Annotated in this window: 12 protein-coding genes; 4 read left to right on the forward strand and 8 right to left on the reverse strand. The window is 46.6% G+C overall.

All coding sequences use genetic code 11. From position 1 onward, the window contains the following. Positions 1-6: 6 nt before the first annotated feature. Complete coding sequence (locus LZ23_RS06730) at positions 7-4278, reverse strand: PAS domain-containing hybrid sensor histidine kinase/response regulator (protein ID WP_045212680.1); 4272 nt, start codon at positions 4276-4278, stop codon at positions 7-9. Then, positions 4271-4603, reverse strand: a complete 333-nt coding sequence (locus tag LZ23_RS06735; protein ID WP_045212682.1) for an Hpt domain-containing protein — start codon at positions 4601-4603, stop codon at positions 4271-4273. The genes LZ23_RS06730 and LZ23_RS06735 overlap by 8 nt, the downstream gene beginning before the upstream one ends. A gap of 509 nt (positions 4604-5112) precedes the next feature. Here LZ23_RS06735 and LZ23_RS25305 point away from each other — a divergent pair. Continuing rightward, positions 5113-5235 carry a hypothetical protein gene (locus LZ23_RS25305; protein WP_269745165.1) on the forward strand — a complete coding sequence of 41 codons (123 nt, stop codon included), beginning with the start codon at positions 5113-5115 and terminating at the stop codon, positions 5233-5235. A gap of 231 nt (positions 5236-5466) precedes the next feature. Here LZ23_RS25305 and phoU read toward each other — a convergent pair whose 3' ends face one another. The 3 genes from phoU to LZ23_RS06755 form a co-directional block, all read right to left on the reverse strand. Beyond that, positions 5467-6135, reverse strand: a complete 669-nt coding sequence (gene phoU / locus LZ23_RS06745) for a phosphate signaling complex protein PhoU (protein WP_045212686.1) — start codon at positions 6133-6135, stop codon at positions 5467-5469. 250 nt (positions 6136-6385) lie between these two features. Further along, positions 6386-8170, reverse strand: a complete 1785-nt coding sequence (locus tag LZ23_RS06750) for a sensor histidine kinase (protein ID WP_045212688.1) — start codon at positions 8168-8170, stop codon at positions 6386-6388. Positions 8171-8185: 15 nt separating this feature from the next. Continuing rightward, positions 8186-8881 (reverse strand): response regulator transcription factor, encoded by a 696-nt coding sequence (locus LZ23_RS06755; protein WP_045212689.1) that lies wholly within the window; start codon positions 8879-8881, stop codon positions 8186-8188. Between the two features lie 1054 nt (positions 8882-9935). On the opposite strand from LZ23_RS06755, the gene LZ23_RS06760 reads away from it, so the two are divergent. The 3 genes from LZ23_RS06760 (at position 9936) to LZ23_RS06770 (ending at position 13817) form a co-directional block, all read left to right on the forward strand. Next, positions 9936-11186: a putative sulfate/molybdate transporter gene (locus tag LZ23_RS06760; protein WP_084590924.1), complete on the forward strand. Its 1251-nt coding sequence runs from the start codon at positions 9936-9938 to the stop codon at positions 11184-11186. 169 nt (positions 11187-11355) lie between these two features. Beyond that, positions 11356-13212, forward strand: coding sequence for an indolepyruvate ferredoxin oxidoreductase subunit alpha (gene iorA / locus LZ23_RS06765; protein WP_045212693.1), 1857 nt, complete (start codon positions 11356-11358; stop codon positions 13210-13212). 5 nt (positions 13213-13217) lie between these two features. After that, positions 13218-13817 (forward strand): indolepyruvate oxidoreductase subunit beta, encoded by a 600-nt coding sequence (locus LZ23_RS06770; protein ID WP_045212694.1) that lies wholly within the window; start codon positions 13218-13220, stop codon positions 13815-13817. A gap of 24 nt (positions 13818-13841) precedes the next feature. On the opposite strand, the gene LZ23_RS06775 is transcribed toward LZ23_RS06770, so the two are convergent. The 3 genes from LZ23_RS06775 to LZ23_RS06785 form a co-directional block, all read right to left on the reverse strand. Further along, positions 13842-14795 (reverse strand): glycosyl hydrolase family 8, encoded by a 954-nt coding sequence (locus LZ23_RS06775; protein WP_045212696.1) that lies wholly within the window; start codon positions 14793-14795, stop codon positions 13842-13844. Next, positions 14792-15007 (reverse strand): hypothetical protein, encoded by a 216-nt coding sequence (locus LZ23_RS06780; protein ID WP_045212698.1) that lies wholly within the window; start codon positions 15005-15007, stop codon positions 14792-14794. The genes LZ23_RS06775 and LZ23_RS06780 overlap by 4 nt, the downstream gene beginning before the upstream one ends. Before the next feature lie 105 nt (positions 15008-15112). Then, complete coding sequence (locus LZ23_RS06785; RefSeq protein WP_045212701.1) at positions 15113-16666, reverse strand: SPOR domain-containing protein; 1554 nt, start codon at positions 16664-16666, stop codon at positions 15113-15115. Between the last annotated feature and the right edge of the window lie 170 nt (positions 16667-16836).

Here is a 16836-nt window from a genome sequence, read left to right on the forward strand (position 1 = left end):
ATGGCTTTACCGCCAAAGATTGCGGTTGATCCCTGAAGCCAGCTCCAGCAACTTCTGTGCAGCAGCATCATGCTCAAAATTTTCCACAAGACCGGTAAGCTCGGTAACCTCCTGCTCACCAACTATTCCCTGCAGGAAGGATGTTACCGTTTCCAGAAGATCGTCCTCAATCATCTCGCTTTTTTTAAGCATTTGCAGCATGCTGGACATGGCAGCTATACCCTGTTCATAATCCACCTCCCTGGACTGACTGGATTTTTTTTCCAGGCCGTTTAACTGGGTCCGACCCTGTTCCATGGCCTGGGACAATTCCAGGCGCATTTCCGGGGTTACCGTCCTGTTTTCCTTAAAAGCCAGATCAATGGAAACAGCAGCTTCAGCTATACGTACAGCCCCCATTGTTCCAGCCAAACCCTTGAGGGTATGCACAAGCCTGGGAGCATCCCCGGATTGACTTTTATCCAGCTCTTCATCAATGCAGGCAAACTCTCCGGCCAGCATTTCCCTGAAACGATGCAGCATCTTGTGATAGAAACGGGAGTCCCCATCTGATGCTTTAAGCCCCTGCTCCAGGTCGAAACCTTCCAGGGACCCTGGCAAAAGAGATGATCTATGCTCAGGCACAACCTTTTGGACCTTGACAGCCTCGCCAGCCTGGAGCCATTTTGCCATTGTACGATAAAGCTGGGTGCTGTCTATGGGTTTGGGCAGATGAGCCCTCATTCCGGCTTGCTCAGATTTTTTTCTGTCCTCCTCCATTACAGCCGCGGACAAGGCAATAACCGGCAAATCCGGGAAGAACTCAAGTATTTTTCTTGTAGCTTCATAGCCATCCATGACCGGCATCTGCAGATCCATCAAGACCAGATCAAAGCTGCCGGCCTTAACCATTTCCAAAGCCTCAGCACCGTTGTTGGCCAGGCTCAGGGCAGCCCCTGTCTTTTCCAACATCTGCAAGGCCACTTCCTGGTTCAAGGAATTATCTTCAGCAATGAGAACAGAGTACCCCTCAAAAGAAGGTATTGTTAACTCATGAGAATGACTGGTATGTGATGGAGCTTGACCAGCAGCTTCTGCAATGGCATTAAAAATAGATGATGCAGTCACCGGCTTACTCAAATAACAATTGAAACACTCCGCATTCTGATCCGGCATCTCATCACGCTGGTAAGCACTGACAATTATAAAAGGGGGTTTACCGCCTTTCAGCACTCCCTGAGCATGCAGCCTTTCAATCTCCCGGGCAGCCTGAATCCCGTCCAGCTCGCCAGGCATCTTCCAGTCCATAAAAACAAAGTCATAAGGATCGCCTGCTTTATCTGCGGACAGCACAGCATCTAATGCTGATCTTCCATCATGAGCCTCATTTACCTGAAACATGCAGCTTTCCAGAATATTTCGAAGAACGCTCCTTGCTGCTTCATGGTCGTCCACCACCAATACCCTGTTCCCGTCAAATCCCGCGCACTCATCAATTTTTTCAGTATCCGGGGTCAGGGGCAGTTCAATCTCAAAATAAAACCTGCTTCCCTGGCCCGGTACGGACTCAACCTTAAGTTCCCCTCCCATACGCTGCACAAGATTGCGGCTGATGACCAAGCCCAGGCCCGTGCCCCCATACTTGCGGGTAGTGGAAGTATCAGCCTGGGAAAATGCCTGGAAAAGCTTCTTAACCTGTTCCTCATCCATACCGATACCGGTGTCCTTGACCTCAAAGAGCAGCCGAACTGTTTCAGATTCTAACTCCTGCCCCCTGTCCCCTGCCCCCTGTCCCAGATCCTGACTTCTGCCCTCTGACATCTGATCTCTGACCTCTGACCTCTGCCTCCTGTCCCCTGACTCCTGACTCCTGTCTCCTGTCTCCTGCCCCCTGTCTTCTGTCTCCTGAACAGCCAGTTCCACATGTCCTTTTTCCGTAAACTTGACAGCATTGCCCAGAATGTTGGTAAAGACCTGGCCCAGACGCAATGAATCTCCCTTAAGTACCCTGGGGACATCCGGAGGAATATTGAATACAAGCTCCAGCCCTTTGTCCTCTGCAGTGGAACCGAACAAGGTCTTCATCTGGTCCAGGAGCTCATCCAGCCTGAAAGTGTGTATGTCCAGCTCCAGCTTACCAGCCTCAATCTTGGAGTAATCTAAAATATCGTTGATAATGCCCAGCAGCATCCGCGAAGAATTGCTGATTTTAATAAGAGAATCTCGCTGCCGGTCATTTAGGGAGGTCTGCAGAAGCAACTGGCTTAGACCAATGACAGCATTCATGGGAGTACGGATTTCGTGGCTCATATTGGCCAGAAACTCGCTCTTGGCCAGGCTGGCTGATTCAGCCTTGATCTGGGCCTCCTTGAGATCAGTTATATCCCGGCCCACTCCCTGGATTTCGATCACGTTTCCGTCATCATCCTGGACTGAGCTGTCCTCCCAGGCCAGCCATCTCCAGCCGTCAACGGTTTTGGCGCGCTGCTCCAGATAGGTCCTGTAGGGTGATTGGTAAAGGTCTTTCATGGCTTCCATGGTGGGCTCAATGTCATCATCATGTACCAGAGGGGTAAAAGATTTTCCCAGCAGATCTTCTCTAACCTTGCCGAATTTATTACAGTATGCATCATTGACGTAGGTAAAATTACCCTGGCTGTCTACACGGACAATAAGATCCTGCTGGGATTCCACAAGTCCCCGGTAAAGGCGTTCCTGTTCATGAAGACGCTCTTCAGCCAGCTTGTGCTCCGTCACATCCTCATTGATGCCAACCACCCGCACCGGATTGCCCTTTTCGTCATGGATAGCCTGAGCCATAGCCCTTATATGCCGGATATCGCCGTCTTTTCTCCGGATCATGAACTCAGATCGATAAGCACCCTGGCCGGCAATGCCTGCATTAAAATCCTGCTCTGCCTTTTCCCGGTATTCAGGCAAAAGGGCATTGGTCCAGTCTTCCAGAGAATTATTAAATTCTTCACTGGGAATCCTGTAAATACGAAACATACCCTCATCCCATTCCAAAAATCCGTCAGCCATTCTAAGGTCCCATATACCGAGATCCGCCGCTTCAGTAGCGAGACGCAACCGTTCGGACAACTGCTGCTGGACCTGCATGGCTTCTTTTTCAGCAGTTATATCCAGTCCCGTTCCCCTGAAACCTGTAAGCTCACCGTCTGAATTCTTTATGGGCATACCACTTACCCGCTGCCAGACTATTCTGCCGTCAGGCCGAACAGACATGTGCTCCAGGCCCTGCCATGACTCACCTTTTTCAGCCCATCCAGCCAGCATTTTTTCAACTCTGGATGCCTCTTCAGAGGGCATAAACTCAAAAGGTGAACTGCCAAGTATTTCATCCACACTGCGGCCAAGGACTTCCTCCACTCTGGATGTCAAAAAGCTGTAAGTGCCGCTGGGGTCAATCTCCCAGATGTATTCCCCTGCAGCGTCGGCAACATCCCGGAAGAGCTGCTCACTCTCCTCCAGGGATCGGATAACTTGCTTTTTATCTGAAATATTTCTGAAAACACACAAAAGATAGGGCCTGGATTCCATCTGCAGCAGGATGACCGTGACGTTAACATCAATTAGACTGCCGTCTTTGCAGCGGTGCAGGGTTTCAAAGTCATCACGTCCGTGCTTTGAGATATTTTCAATATGCCGGGCAATATCATCAGGAGTTTCCAGGGCCTCATAATCTGCGATCTTTATTCGCGAAAACTCCTCAGCAGTATAACCCAGCTGCTCATGAGCCACATGATTATAATATTCAGGAAGCTGTGTTTCAGCGTCGATAAGCAGTGTTGCATCCGGATACAAATCAAACAATGTCCTGAATTTTGACTCGCTATCTTTGAGCTTCTGCTCTCTGATCAAAAGACTCTCCCGGGTTCGCAGCAGATCCCTGATCCAGATAAAAGATCCACTCACCAGAACTGTGGCCCCAACCAGCAAGGAAATCTCTTTATAAAGTTCCAGCAGCCCATCACCATGATGAACAACCAGAAAATTGTCTGCAACGTCTGCTGCCGAATAAACAAAAATCAACCCGATCCCCAAAGTCAGCATCGTCCATATTCTATCCTGCCCAGCCTTGGTCCACTTTTTTGCAAAGCATGCTACAGCAAGCAAAGCAGAACCAGTCAGCAAGGTTAAAAGACCTTCAATAATCATGACCGCATGAACAGGGAACTCGGGTTTTATTTCTCTAAAAAAAAGTACAGAGACAATTGTAAGTATGCCTGCGGCGAGCAAAGCCCCTGCCAGAGCCTGGATGTAGATATATCTATTCATAGTTTTCCGGGGGTGGTAATTTGTTGAGCCTCTGGTTAATCTTTCGGCGGCATTGTTTTTTTATCTCCGCCATACATATTTCAAACTGCCTTTCAAGTTCGGGCATATGTTGCTTCATATGCTTGAGGTTCCCGCTATGACCGGCTTTTTCCAGCATTCCAGCAATCTCAGCCATGGCCAGACAGCTGACATTACCTGAATTGCCCTTGATGGAATGAGCCTCCCGGGTTGCTCCTTCTTTTTGACCCTGTTCAATAAATTTTTTGAGCGCTTCTATGTTTTTGGGTATGGATTCCAGGTAAATGCTCATGATCTCACTGGCCATCTCACTGTCATGTCCAATTCTTGTAATGAAATCTTTACGGCATCAGCACGCAAGCCCATTTTTTTTGAGACTGCCCAGGGCCACCTGCTTGTTTACTATGTTGTCTTCGGCTACCAGATTGCGTGCTTTTGTGCCATATCATGCCATTTTTTTCAGCGCAACAACAAGCTGCTAATGGTCATTAGATGACCAATTGACAGGCCTTATCAAACAAAGTTAAATTTTAGTACCTGTTCACTAAGCTGCACAGACTGTCAGCCTTGAATAGAAAACGTTTTTTTCCATCGTCGGGTGTTGTCAGTTCCCCGGTTTCCGATGAAGATTTTATACAAAAAGGATAATTTAATTATTGTGAGGCCAAAACATGAGACTGCAGCTCTCAATTCAAATATGGAAAAAATGACTGGTACCTGGCCAAGTGTCCGGAACTGGACTTTGTATCCCAAGGCAGGACCAGGCAGGAAGCTCAGGACAACTTAAGGGAGGTTGTTGAAGTTCAGTTTGAAGAAATGAACCGAATGGGCACCCTTGAAGATTACCTTGCTGAATGCGGCTATAAACTTATTGAGAATATCGCCATACCTCAAACTGAAATGGTTGGTTTTAAAAAACTGGATATGCAGGTATCTTGATGGCCAGGCTTTCACATGTTCACTGGAAAAATTCGATAAAACATTTGAAACTGTTCAGCAAGATCAATAAGAAAACCTGGACTCCGGGGTGACGGTTAAATCAGATAGTTGCCCTTTTCCGTCATTTCTGGCGAAGCTTGAAACGGGATCCGGAATCCAGGATTAATGAACAGGCATATGCCGTATGCAGTAAATAATGACTTTTATTTACTTATATCTCAATAACATTAATCACACCCGATCATCAAACTGGCATGAATGCTTAAGGCTGGTTCCCTTGACAATAAACATGGTTGTTTCAGCTATGTTTGTGGCCATGTCAGCAATTCTCTCAAACCGGCGGGCAATATTTATGGTCTGCACGCATGGCTCAATGGTGTCACTTTTCTGAGACATATACTGGATAATTTCTTTAAGTACTGCTGAGTTCAGTTCATCCACCTCAAAATCCATCCTGCATACATCTACAGCCCTTTCCACATCAGGTGATGAAAACGCAATAATGGCCTCCTGAAGCATATCATAGCTTTTCTGGCCCATAAGCAGAATCTTATCATAAAATTCCATGGGTGGATTAAGGCTGAGATAAATAGTTGCATCAGATATGTTGGCTGATTCATCACCAATTCTTTCCAGATCCTGACAAACGCGCATGCAGCCAAGAATAAAACGCAGGTCTTTGGCCACAGGCTGCTCTAAGGCCAGAAGCCTTAAGCACAAATCATAAACTTGAACTTCCAGTTCATTGATTTTTTTATCATTATCCACAACCTGCTGGGCCATATCAGAATCCATCCGGGAAAAAGCATTGACGGTTTTGCTAAGGGCCTGTTCTGTCTGAACCACCATTTGCATAATCTTCATGTTCAGCCGATCTAATTCTTCAAGTAAGTGAGCCATACTGTCTCCTGATTATTACCTTGAGAGTTAAGAGTTATCAGTTAATGGTTAACATTTGGTAACTGTTAACCACATTTGCTATAAGGCTATTAAAATATCCTGGATTCCGGCTTTCTCCGGAATGACGGAAAGGGGCAAGGATCTGATTTAACCGTCACCCCGGTCCCGGATCGAGTCCGGGATGACGGATCCGGGGTCCAGGTCTTCATATTCTATTTTGCTGAACAGTTACAACAGTTTAATATTTTTTTTATACGTCAGCATCGGCCCTGCGCAGGGAAAACCAGATTATGCATCCGGAATTGGTTCCCTTAACCGGGCTTTCCACCCATATCTCCCCGCCCAGATTCATTAATATATTCCTGCAGATGGCCAGTCCCAGTCCAGTACCTTTAACCTGGTTCTTGAATTTTTTAACCCGGTAAAACCGCTCAAAAACCCTCTTCTGCTCATCCCTGGGAATGCCTGGCCCATTATCCTGAACCCCGATGTGGACCATCTTGTCATGCAAACGGCACAAAACCCTGATTTCTCCCTCATCAGGAACAAACTTAATGCTGTTTTCAAAAAGGTTCTGAAAAACATGCCCCAGATATTCGCTCTCTCCTTTAACTGTCAGGCAGATGTCCTCAAGCTCCATACTGAAGTTGACCTTTTTATCCTGAATGTAATGACTGCAGTTATACCAGGCCTTTTCAACCACCGGGTGCAAAGGGGTATCGCTGACAACAATCTTCTCAGGCTCAGACTCAATCTTGGACAGCTGCAGAATATCATCAAGAAGTCTGATCATGTTGTTGGTATTCTTAATGATAACTTCCAGAAAATCCCTGCCCTTTGTTGCCATAAGCTCTTTATTATCAATAAGGGTCTCTGTATAGCCCTTGATGGAAGTCAGGGGAGTGCGAAGCTCGTGGGAGGCATTGGCCACAAAGTCCTTGCGAATACTTTCCAGCCTTTTAATATTGGTAATATCATGAAACACCAGAACTGCGCCGATACGTCTGCGGTCCTCCGGAGAAACAATATTTACGTCATAACATCTGTCCTTGAACATAACCTCCAGGCTCTTATTGCGAATAATATCGCTTGAAATGACTTCTTCAGAATACTCCTGAAGTCTGCTGTCATGAAATACCTCAAGGGGCCTTTTGCCGAAAAAATGACTGAAGTGATTGAAATTATCCTTGAAAGCCTGGTTAAAACTCATTATCCGTCCAGTATTGTCCAAGGCCACGAGACTGTCTTTAACTCCATTGAGTATGGTTTCCAGCTCAGTCTTCTGTGATGATACAATCTCAATATTATTTTCTATGCTCTGCGCCATTTCATTGATTGCTTCCATTAGAGGATCAAACTCACGTCCCGGAGATGAGGTTATTCTCTTTTCATAGTGGCCTTTCCCAATAGACTGGGCCAGACTGATCATGGGCTGCAGCTTAAGGGTCAGTCGTCTGACCAGGATAAATACAAGAAGTCCTGTAAAAAGCAGTGACAAAAGCATCATCTGCCAGAGGCCGGTACTCACTCTTTCAAAAAATGAATCCATGGTGGCAGAAGGTGTGGCCAGCCGGAGTACTACAGTTCCAAAGGGATCAAGCTCAATCTTTCGAGCATAGTATATCAGATAGCGATCAACAGTGGAGCTGAGCCTGACGCTATAGCCTGAACCCTCACGCATTGATGCCCTGAACTCCTGCCTTGAAGCATGATTTTCTACACTGCCCATATCATCAAAATCAACCATGGAGTCCACAAGAACCACACCCTGGCTGTCAATAACTGTTATCCTGTCCTGACCAGACTGGGTGACTTCCCTTATGACCCGGTCAAGCTGGCTGAGGTCGTGGTATTCCCTTCCCGATAATGCCCACACAAGAATAGACATTCTGTCCCTGGCACTTATTATGGTCTCTTTTTTTATTTCCTTTTCAACAGTATTCATGAAATAATAGGATGGAATGGCCAGCGCTATGATCAAGGCCACCCAAAAGGAAATAATAAGCTTGATTTTAAGGGAATACCTGTTTTTCATTTACCACACCAATTATCACGACTCAGGATCAAACTTGTATCCCAACCCTCTGGAGGTGTGGATAATATCCGAATACTTTCCAAGCTTGACCCTTAGTCTTCGGATGTGAGTGTCCACTGTTCTGTTGTAACCTTCAAATTCATATCCCCATACATTGTTCAACAGACGCTCCCTGGATAAAACCTTCCCCTGATTCTGAATAAACTCGGCCAGCAGCTTCAGTTCAGTAGCGGTCAGGTTGATACTCTGTCCGTCAAGCTTGAATTGCATGGCTGCAAAGTCAAACTCAAGCCCCTCATGCTTCCAGATTTGTTTACTGGATTTCTCTTCTTCTACCTCATCCCGCCTGATTATGGCCTTGACCCTTAAAAGCAGTTCCCTGATACTGAACGGCTTAACAACATAATCATCAGCCCCCAGTTCAAAACCGACAATCCTGTCAACTTCCTCACCTTTGGCTGTGACCATGATCACCCTGATATGCTTCAGCTTGGCACTGCTCTTGAGCCGACGACAAATCTCAAGACCATCCATATGGGGAAGCATCAGATCCAGCAGAATGACCTGAGGCATTTCTTCCTGAGCTATCCTCAGGCCGTCGTATCCATTGTCTGTGACAAAGACTTTATACCCTGCTGCCTCAAGATTCAAAAGCAACAGATTTTGAATGTCCTCTTCATCCTCTATGACCAGCACTTTGTTTGTTTGCATATACACTTCCTGATTAAGTCAATGGCATGCTTTGCCGTAATTACTGCCACTACAGCGATATTTTTATTACTTATTGCCTCGGCCACTGATAAAAGTCACTTCTGGCGAGCTTAAGCAGTAAAAACCGCCAAGTAAAGTTGCTCAAGGGCAAAGTTCCGGACAACCCAGGTGGAGCTCTTATAAAAATGTTTATATGAGCTATAAACGCGCTTAACAGCTGCAATTTATCAAATATATCAAAAATGTTACAAATCAGTCACATCTTTATCAAATTGTAGTGACAGGCAAATAAAAGTTGTAGTTACTTGTAAGCTCCTCACCCGGGCGGCCCGGGACCGAACTTGTGAGTAACTGTCTTTAAAGTGGAGCCTGCATCCTGCAGGCTATGTAATTCCAGGCGGCTGGAAGCCGCCTCCACCTTGAAGAACAGTCCCATATTTGGAAATTGGGACAGTCCCCCTCCGGGCTGTAAGCCTCCGGGCAGGAAGCTGTGCCAGGCGCAAAGCTCTTATCTTTGACGGAACTTTTCTGGCAAATGTGCATCAATCATAAGCAAAAATCGTAAAAATATGAAAACTGTAAACGTCTGATTTTGTTGATAATTTTGTTTTAGTTACTTAGAAGCTCCTCACCTGGGCGGACCGGGACCTAACCTGTGAGTAACTTATCCCCCTCGTTCCCAGGCTCCAGCCTGGGATCGTTTAGTTCTTGCGGCTCCAGCCGCTTCTTCAAAGTGTGGCTGAAGCCACAAAAAAAGGTGTAATAACCTTAACGCGAGATTGCTTGGCCTTGCTCGCAACAAGGATTGCCGCGCTCGCCCCAGTTGAATGGCTGCGCCTACACTGCGTATGTTCAACGGGGCAAAAAGACTCGCTCGCAATGACACCTGAGATGTCAGGGAAGTGGTTGCTGAAAACCTGTCACCTACAAGGGAGCCTGAGCGACCGAAGCAATCAGCATGGTAAAGCCATAACGCCCTGAATTTATTGTTAATTTTGTTTTAGTTACTTGTAAATCTGTTGACAATTTTTCTAAATCGGATAATTTACAACCTATGTCACTTAATGAATCAGTATTACCAGGCAGGGACTCTTTACAAAGCCCTTCTTTACAGCCACATCGGTTCAACCGCATGGAAATGGCAGGTTCTCTTGGCGACTTGGGAACTTTACTTCCCCTGGCTATAGGAATGATTCTCATCAACGGCCTTAGTCCTGCTGCAATTTTCTTCTCAGTTGCTTTTTTTTATTTTTTTTCAGGACTATATTTCCGTCTGACCTGTCCTGTAGAGCCCATGAAAGTCATAGCTGCCTATGCCATAGCTACAGGAGTGACTGCAACTGAAATTCAGGCCTCATGCCTGCTGACCTTTGTAATGCTTTTATTTTTTGGCGCCACTGGTCTTATCTCATTAATCAGTAAATATGTTCCCAAGGCAGTCATCAGAGGGGTTCAGCTTTCCACCGGGCTTTTACTGGTCAGCCAGGGGGTTAAGCTCATGGTGGGCACCAGTGCGTTTCAAGAACTCAGTCAGGCAGCTGAACCATATCTAACCATTCAGAATATTGGACCACTACCTCTGGGATTAGCCATTGGCATCATTCTCGGTATATTGACTCTTTTTTTGCTGGATAACAAGCGTTTACCTGCTGCCCTGGTTGTTCTTGGAACTGGAATTTTGATAGGACTGCTGCTCGGGACCAGACAGGGATTTGCAGAACTTATTCCCGGATTTCATCTACCCGCATTCTTTCCTTATGGCCTTCCATCCGGGCCTGACTATTCTTTTGCCCTGCTCATGCTGGTCATGCCTCAGGTGCCCATGACACTCGGCAATGCCGTTATAGCTACCAATGATTTATATACGCAGTATTTTCCAAAACAAAGCAATAGAGTTTCTCCTCGCAGCCTGACATTAAGCATGGCATTTGCCAACCTTGCAAGCTTTTTATTCGGAGGCATGGCCATGTGTCACGGTGCCGGCGGCCTTGCTTCAAGATATCGCTTTGGAGCTCGGACAGGTGGTTCAAATCTGATTATAGGAAGCATATTCCTGATTCTTGCTCTTTCTCTTGGATCTGGCATGCTTGCGGTGATAAACTTAATCCCCCTGTCAGTTCTTGGAGTGTTGCTTATTTTTGCCGGCACTCAGCTTGCCCTGACTATCTTAGACATCAAGACCCGCAAAGAAATGTTTGTTTCCATACTCGTAGTCAGTATTACTCTTGCTTCCAACCTGGCTGTGGGGTTTGTTGCCGGTATTGTTATTGCCTATATCCTTACCTGGGAAAAGCTGAAAATATAACTGCCTTGAGAAATAATTGCCATAAATCCAAGATGTTGCATGATAACTTTTGACTGCCCAGTAACAGACAATATTGAACTTATAGGTTAGAACCTAAATCTTAAAACTTAAAACATAAAACTGCACGCATTATTTTCTGCAGGCGCATCTCAATTGAGGAGAAAAAAGTATGCATCCGCTGCTGCTGGAACAAGAAAACAAAAAAATGCTCATGCTGGGAAATGAAGCCATAGCCCGTGGTGCCCTGGAAGCAGGAGTCGCTTTTGCTGCGGCCTATCCAGGCACTCCGTCTTCTGAAATCGCCCTTCAATTTTTCCGGATATCCCTTGAGACTGACCTGTATTTTGAGTACAGCGTCAATGAAAAGGTTTCTCTCGAAATGGCTGCTGGAGCTGCCATGTGCGGACTTAAAACCATGGTTTCCATGAAACATGTGGGCCTCAACGTGGCCTCGGACGCCCTCATGACTCTTGCTTATACCGGAATCACTGGATCACTGGTACTTGTTGTAGCAGATGATCCTTTCATGTTCTCCAGCCAGAATGAGCAGGACAGCCGCTTTTATGCTGGCTTGAGTGGGTTGCCCATGCTGGAGCCTTCCACTGTTGCCGAAGCCAAGGAAATGACCAGGTATGCCTTTGGACTGTCTGAAGATCTCAAGCTGCCGGTAATTTTGCGCACCACAACGAGAATTAATCACAGCAGCGGTGTGGTCACTCTGGGCCCACTCACCAAGCGCGTAACCAGGGGAGATTTCAAAAAGGATCCCTTCAACCTGGTATGTATTCCTTCTGTATCGCGCAACCTGCATCCCCGGCTGCTTGAAAAAATGGACAAGGCTGCCTCCATTGCTGACCAGAGTAGCTGGAACCGAAGCCAGGGCGAAGGAAAATGGGGAATCATCTGTAACGGTGTCAGCTACGGTTATGTAAAAGATGCAGTTGATGAGCTAAATATTGCAGACAGCGTCCGCATTCTGCGCATTGGATTTTCCCATCCATTTCCTGAATCACTTGTCCAGAGTTTTTTAAACGGGTGCGAAAAAGTTCTGGTAGCGGAAGAAGGAGAGCCATGGTTGCAACAGGCTGTCCATGCCGCTGCCCAGCGTGCAGGGCTGACAATACCCATCCAGGGCAAAGAGGAAGGCCTTTTCTCCAGATTGTACGAATTCAACCCCACCATCGTCAAAAAGGCCATTTCCGTATTTTTCGGAATTGATTTCGTACCCAGTACTCCTGTTCAAACTCCTGACATGCCAGAGGTTCCGGCAAGACCACCCAACTTGTGCCCGGGATGCCCTCACCGTGCAACCTATGCAGCAGTAAGGGAGGTCTTTGGAGATGAAGCCATATACCCTACGGACATCGGCTGCTACACATTGGGGCTTCTGCCCCCGCTGAAAATGGGTGATTTTCTCATTGCCATGGGTGCCGGTGTTGGCACAGCCGGCGGTTTTTCCCAGGCCACGGGCAAAAAAGTTGTTGCCTTTATCGGCGATTCTACCTTTTTTCACAGCGGTCTGTCCCCCCTTGCCAATGCCGTCTACAATAATCATGACTTTATGCTGGTGGTCCTTGATAACGGTACCACAGGCATGACCGGTCACCAGCCCCACCCGGGCGTGGATTTAACCCACATGCATCTGCACAAAAAGACTGTTTCCATTGAGGCTGCAGTGAAAGGCCTTGGGGTGGAAAAGACCATTGCAGTAAATCCGTTCCATTTCCGTAAAACAGTTGATGCCATTCAGGAACTTGCTGATTACCGGGGCGTATCAGTTCTGGTGGCCAAGGCAGCCTGTCCTCTTTATGACAAAACCCTGCCCGGATTCAAAAAGAAGCGGCCATTTTTCGTCAAAACTGAAAAGTGCAGCAAGCATCGTCTATGTACTGAAAAGATCGCCTGCCCGGCATTTCTGCTTGATGGCCAGGAGATTCGCATTGATGCCGACCGCTGCACAGGTTGCGCCCTATGCGCTCAGATCTGCCCGGAAAACGCAATTTTGCCCATACCGAGAAAGGAGTAAGCCTGATGAAAACCATTCGTGTCATGATTGTAGCCGTTGGTGGACAGGGTAACATACTGGCAGCCAGGGTGTTGGGAGAAACAGCTGTTGCTGCCGGTATTGACGTGCGTATGTCGGAATTTCACGGCATGGCCCAACGCGGCGGAGTAGTTGAATCCATGGTACTTCTCGGAGACGGAACCGGCTATTGCATTGCAGACGGAGAAGCTGATGTGCTTCTGGGGTTCGAACCATCAGAGACCATCCGGGCTGCTGCAAAATGCAGCTCCAGCAGTATAGTCATAACCAATACAGTACCGCTGCCGCCTTTTACTGTTGCCATGGGACAGGCTCAGTATCCGCAAATGCCTGAATCCTTAAAAAAGCTGGCCAGCCGGGTCCAAAATCTTATAATGCTCGACGCCCTGAAGATTGCCACCGAGGCAGGCTCCCCCCTTGCAGTGAACATGGCCATGCTGGGGGCACTTGCCGGAACAGGAATTCTGCCTATGGAACCTGATCTGTTCTGTCGTATTATTGAAGAAAAGACAAAAAAACGGTTTGTAGAAATAAATCTCAAAGCTTTTCAGGCAGGAATGATGCAAGCTGATAACACAAGATCATAGGGGCTTAGCGCGAAATAATAATTATCAGTTATGGACCACAGCCTGACGGACCCATTGCGGGTCTGGAGTCATGTCTTTAATCAGACCATTGTCTGCTGCCAGGCCAAACCATATCCAGTTCAAGTCATAGTATCTGTCAGGATCGTTGAGGATGGGACTAATTCTTTCCATGGAAAGCTCTGAGTTGAGTATGGACTCAGCCAGTACCGGATGATGCAGTCTCATCCCTGGCAGAAAGCTGCCGTAAAAGCTAAGTGAAACTAGATCATTTAGAGGCTCTCCTGTAAAAATATCATATCTGGAGAAAACCTGCCCATGTTCAGCAATGATATCATGGATAGTGCTTATCCTGGCCGAATCAGAGCAGGCTCTAAGATGAGGGCTGAGAATACAGTCCAAAGCAACTCTCCAGTATATGCGCATGGCATCAAAGGAAAAGTCACTGTCAAGACCATCTAAATCTATTATTGGACTGACGTGCCCATTTTTATCAATAAAATTAAAGTCAGGAAAAAGATTTGAGGGAGACATCCTGAGCAGGGCAGATAATATTTCATACCCTGTACTCCTGACTTCCAACCAGTTGCCCGAAGGATCAAGTTCATGAAACAGGGGATATGAATAAGGCATGAAATAGGATATATTCATGATACGCTGGTCATTGGCCCAGTTGCCGGCTGACAGAAACCAGCTGTCTCCAACTTTTATTCCTGTACCTGTGCGAATAGCTGTAATTATTTGTGCTGCTCTTGAAAGAAGCTCGGGCCTGTCGAATGCTCTGGCAGCTATTATCAGGGCCAGCGCAATATCCTGGTCCGCATCTGTAGCTGTATTCTCATCAACAATCCACCCTGGACGGCTTTCATCACCTGGATGCCAGCGCCAGGAATACATGCCGTCATCTCTGAGCAGATTATTTTCTGTCCAGTTGAATATACGGTCGAAAGCATTCTCATCCTCTAACAGTGCAGCCCTCAATAATGCATATGACTGCCCTTCACTGGTAACTTCTCCCCATCACGGAAGCGATCCCACACATAACCATCTTCATGAATAAAGGTATCTTTGTAGGTGGTCCAGGATTCCTGCAGAAATGATGAACGGACTTCAGGCTTATTGCCTGAACCGCAGCCCTGGATTATAAGTAACAGCACCAACCCCAGGACAGACACAATTATTTTATTGAACATCACTATAATCTGCTCCAGCGTTCAATTGTTGTAGATTTTTACAAAAAACTCTTTCGGCTGCTGAATATGGCATTCGGGACCAGGTATCTGTCCAAAAGGTAATCATTAAAAAACATACCGAACAAACATAATACCCCTGGCCAACCAGTAATCGTCAGTATCAGCGTAGCCAAAACCTGAAAGACCAAGGCTTAAATCATCTGTCACAAAAAAGGAAATTCTAAGCAGACCATGTATACCAGCTTCTGTGGATCTGTCTTTGTCTTCATCTTTAGTCCAGAGAAGCTGCGGATTAATTTCCGCCTCCACTTCAAATCTTTCATACTGGTGAATGGCATGAAGCATGATCCCGGCTGTCACGTGCGAACGCGGAGAAAAATAGGCCTCATTGTCTTTTCTTACCCTTTCAAGATAAATATTTGGCCTGATTACCGCCCAGCGAGCATCTCTGCTTCCTGGAAAAGGAAGCTGGTAATGGGCATAGCCCCAAACCCTGGAGTTATTATCGCTGTAATCGGCAAACCCTGCTTCTGCCCGCAGGCGATGTTCAGGACGAGTAACCAGATCAGCAAATGCGCTGAACTGGTTTAAAATCAGATCCGGATGCATTTGAGAAAGGTCGGTAATTCTGTTAAAAAGCCTGGGGTTTGTCAGATCATGTTCAGCCCATATACTTTGCCTGCTTCCTTCAATGCCAAGCTCTGATCCGCCTTCAAATACATATTTGCCGCCAATATGCCCCCCTGCGACATAATCTTTATCCAGACCCAGCCGACTGCCCTCAGGCGCATTACCATGGTCGCGCATGTTAAATGACTCCAGCATGGCTGAAGCCCAAACTATAAGCTCAGGAGTAAGAAAGTAATCATTTATACCCAGCATAAAACTGCTGCGTCGCAGCCGGGTTCTGGGGCGCTGCCCGTCACTGCTCTGGCTGATCATGCCAGTCATAACCCGGGCCGTAAAATCAAGACCGTCAAACACAACAACTCTTCCAAATGCCCCCCCATGCATAACTGACAGATCATTTTTGTCAGTAAAGTAACCGCCCAGCAATCCGGCATAGGGACGCTTCCTGCGAGTAAGATCGTCACGGGCCCTGTAAAGCTCTGCCATGAAAAAATCATCCGCGCTCAATGTAGAACTTGTCTGCGCTGGTAACTGGCCATGATTATCTGCCTGTGCAAAATCTAAATCGCTTATTGCCCTGGCAGGCTGCTTCTGATATTCAGGCGCATCTGACGTCACTGAAAGCTTACTTTCATGTATCTCATTAACTCTGGCAGAAGCCATAATGATGCGCTCCTGGATAAGTGCACACCTTATAAGTATTGCCTGTGGAAAAAAAGGTTGCACCTTTTCCGCCAGGCCCTGCAGGGTGGATTCTTTCTTTTCAAAACCCATCCTTAGACTGTAGTAAGGGTCTATGAACTCTAAACGAAGCTCATCCACCAGATCATCTGGAAGCTTCTGCTCAAGGTCTTGATAGTAACTCACAGCCTTTTCCCTGTCACTTAACGATGCAATCTGCATACTATAGCTCAACATATCAGGATGAAAATGGTCAACAGCTGTCTTTGCATCTACTGGAAAAAGCAAAAAAAACGCCATGAGACCAACAACATTCCGCCATCTTCTAAAAATATTAAAATATAACAATTTGTAATCCTTTATTAGGCGCTTAGTGGAAATTTCAAACAAACATGTTGGTTGTTAAAAATCCTTGCTTTCATGTTTGTGGGGACAGGCACCCCGGCACTTATTTTTTATTGAGCAAGAAACAAATTAGAAAAATAAATGCCGGGAGAGCCAGTCCCCGTGCTCAATCC

This window comes from Desulfonatronovibrio magnus, assembly GCF_000934755.1.
Lineage (GTDB): Bacteria > Desulfobacterota > Desulfovibrionia > Desulfovibrionales > Desulfonatronovibrionaceae > Desulfonatronovibrio > Desulfonatronovibrio magnus.

Coding starts and splice junctions, on each gene's coding strand:
- LZ23_RS06730 (WP_045212680.1), bottom strand. CDS start 4,278: ATGAATAGATATATCTACATCCAGGCTCTGGCAGGGGCTTTGCTCGCC.
- LZ23_RS06735 (WP_045212682.1), bottom strand. CDS start 4,603: ATGGCCAGTGAGATCATGAGCATTTACCTGGAATCCATACCCAAAAAC.
- LZ23_RS25305 (WP_269745165.1), top strand. CDS start 5,113: ATGAACCGAATGGGCACCCTTGAAGATTACCTTGCTGAATGCGGCTAT.
- phoU (WP_045212686.1), bottom strand. CDS start 6,135: ATGGCTCACTTACTTGAAGAATTAGATCGGCTGAACATGAAGATTATG.
- LZ23_RS06750 (WP_045212688.1), bottom strand. CDS start 8,170: ATGAAAAACAGGTATTCCCTTAAAATCAAGCTTATTATTTCCTTTTGG.
- LZ23_RS06755 (WP_045212689.1), bottom strand. CDS start 8,881: ATGCAAACAAACAAAGTGCTGGTCATAGAGGATGAAGAGGACATTCAA.
- LZ23_RS06760 (WP_084590924.1), top strand. CDS start 9,936: ATGTCACTTAATGAATCAGTATTACCAGGCAGGGACTCTTTACAAAGC.
- iorA (WP_045212693.1), top strand. CDS start 11,356: ATGCATCCGCTGCTGCTGGAACAAGAAAACAAAAAAATGCTCATGCTG.
- LZ23_RS06770 (WP_045212694.1), top strand. CDS start 13,218: ATGAAAACCATTCGTGTCATGATTGTAGCCGTTGGTGGACAGGGTAAC.
- LZ23_RS06780 (WP_045212698.1), bottom strand. CDS start 15,007: ATGTTCAATAAAATAATTGTGTCTGTCCTGGGGTTGGTGCTGTTACTT.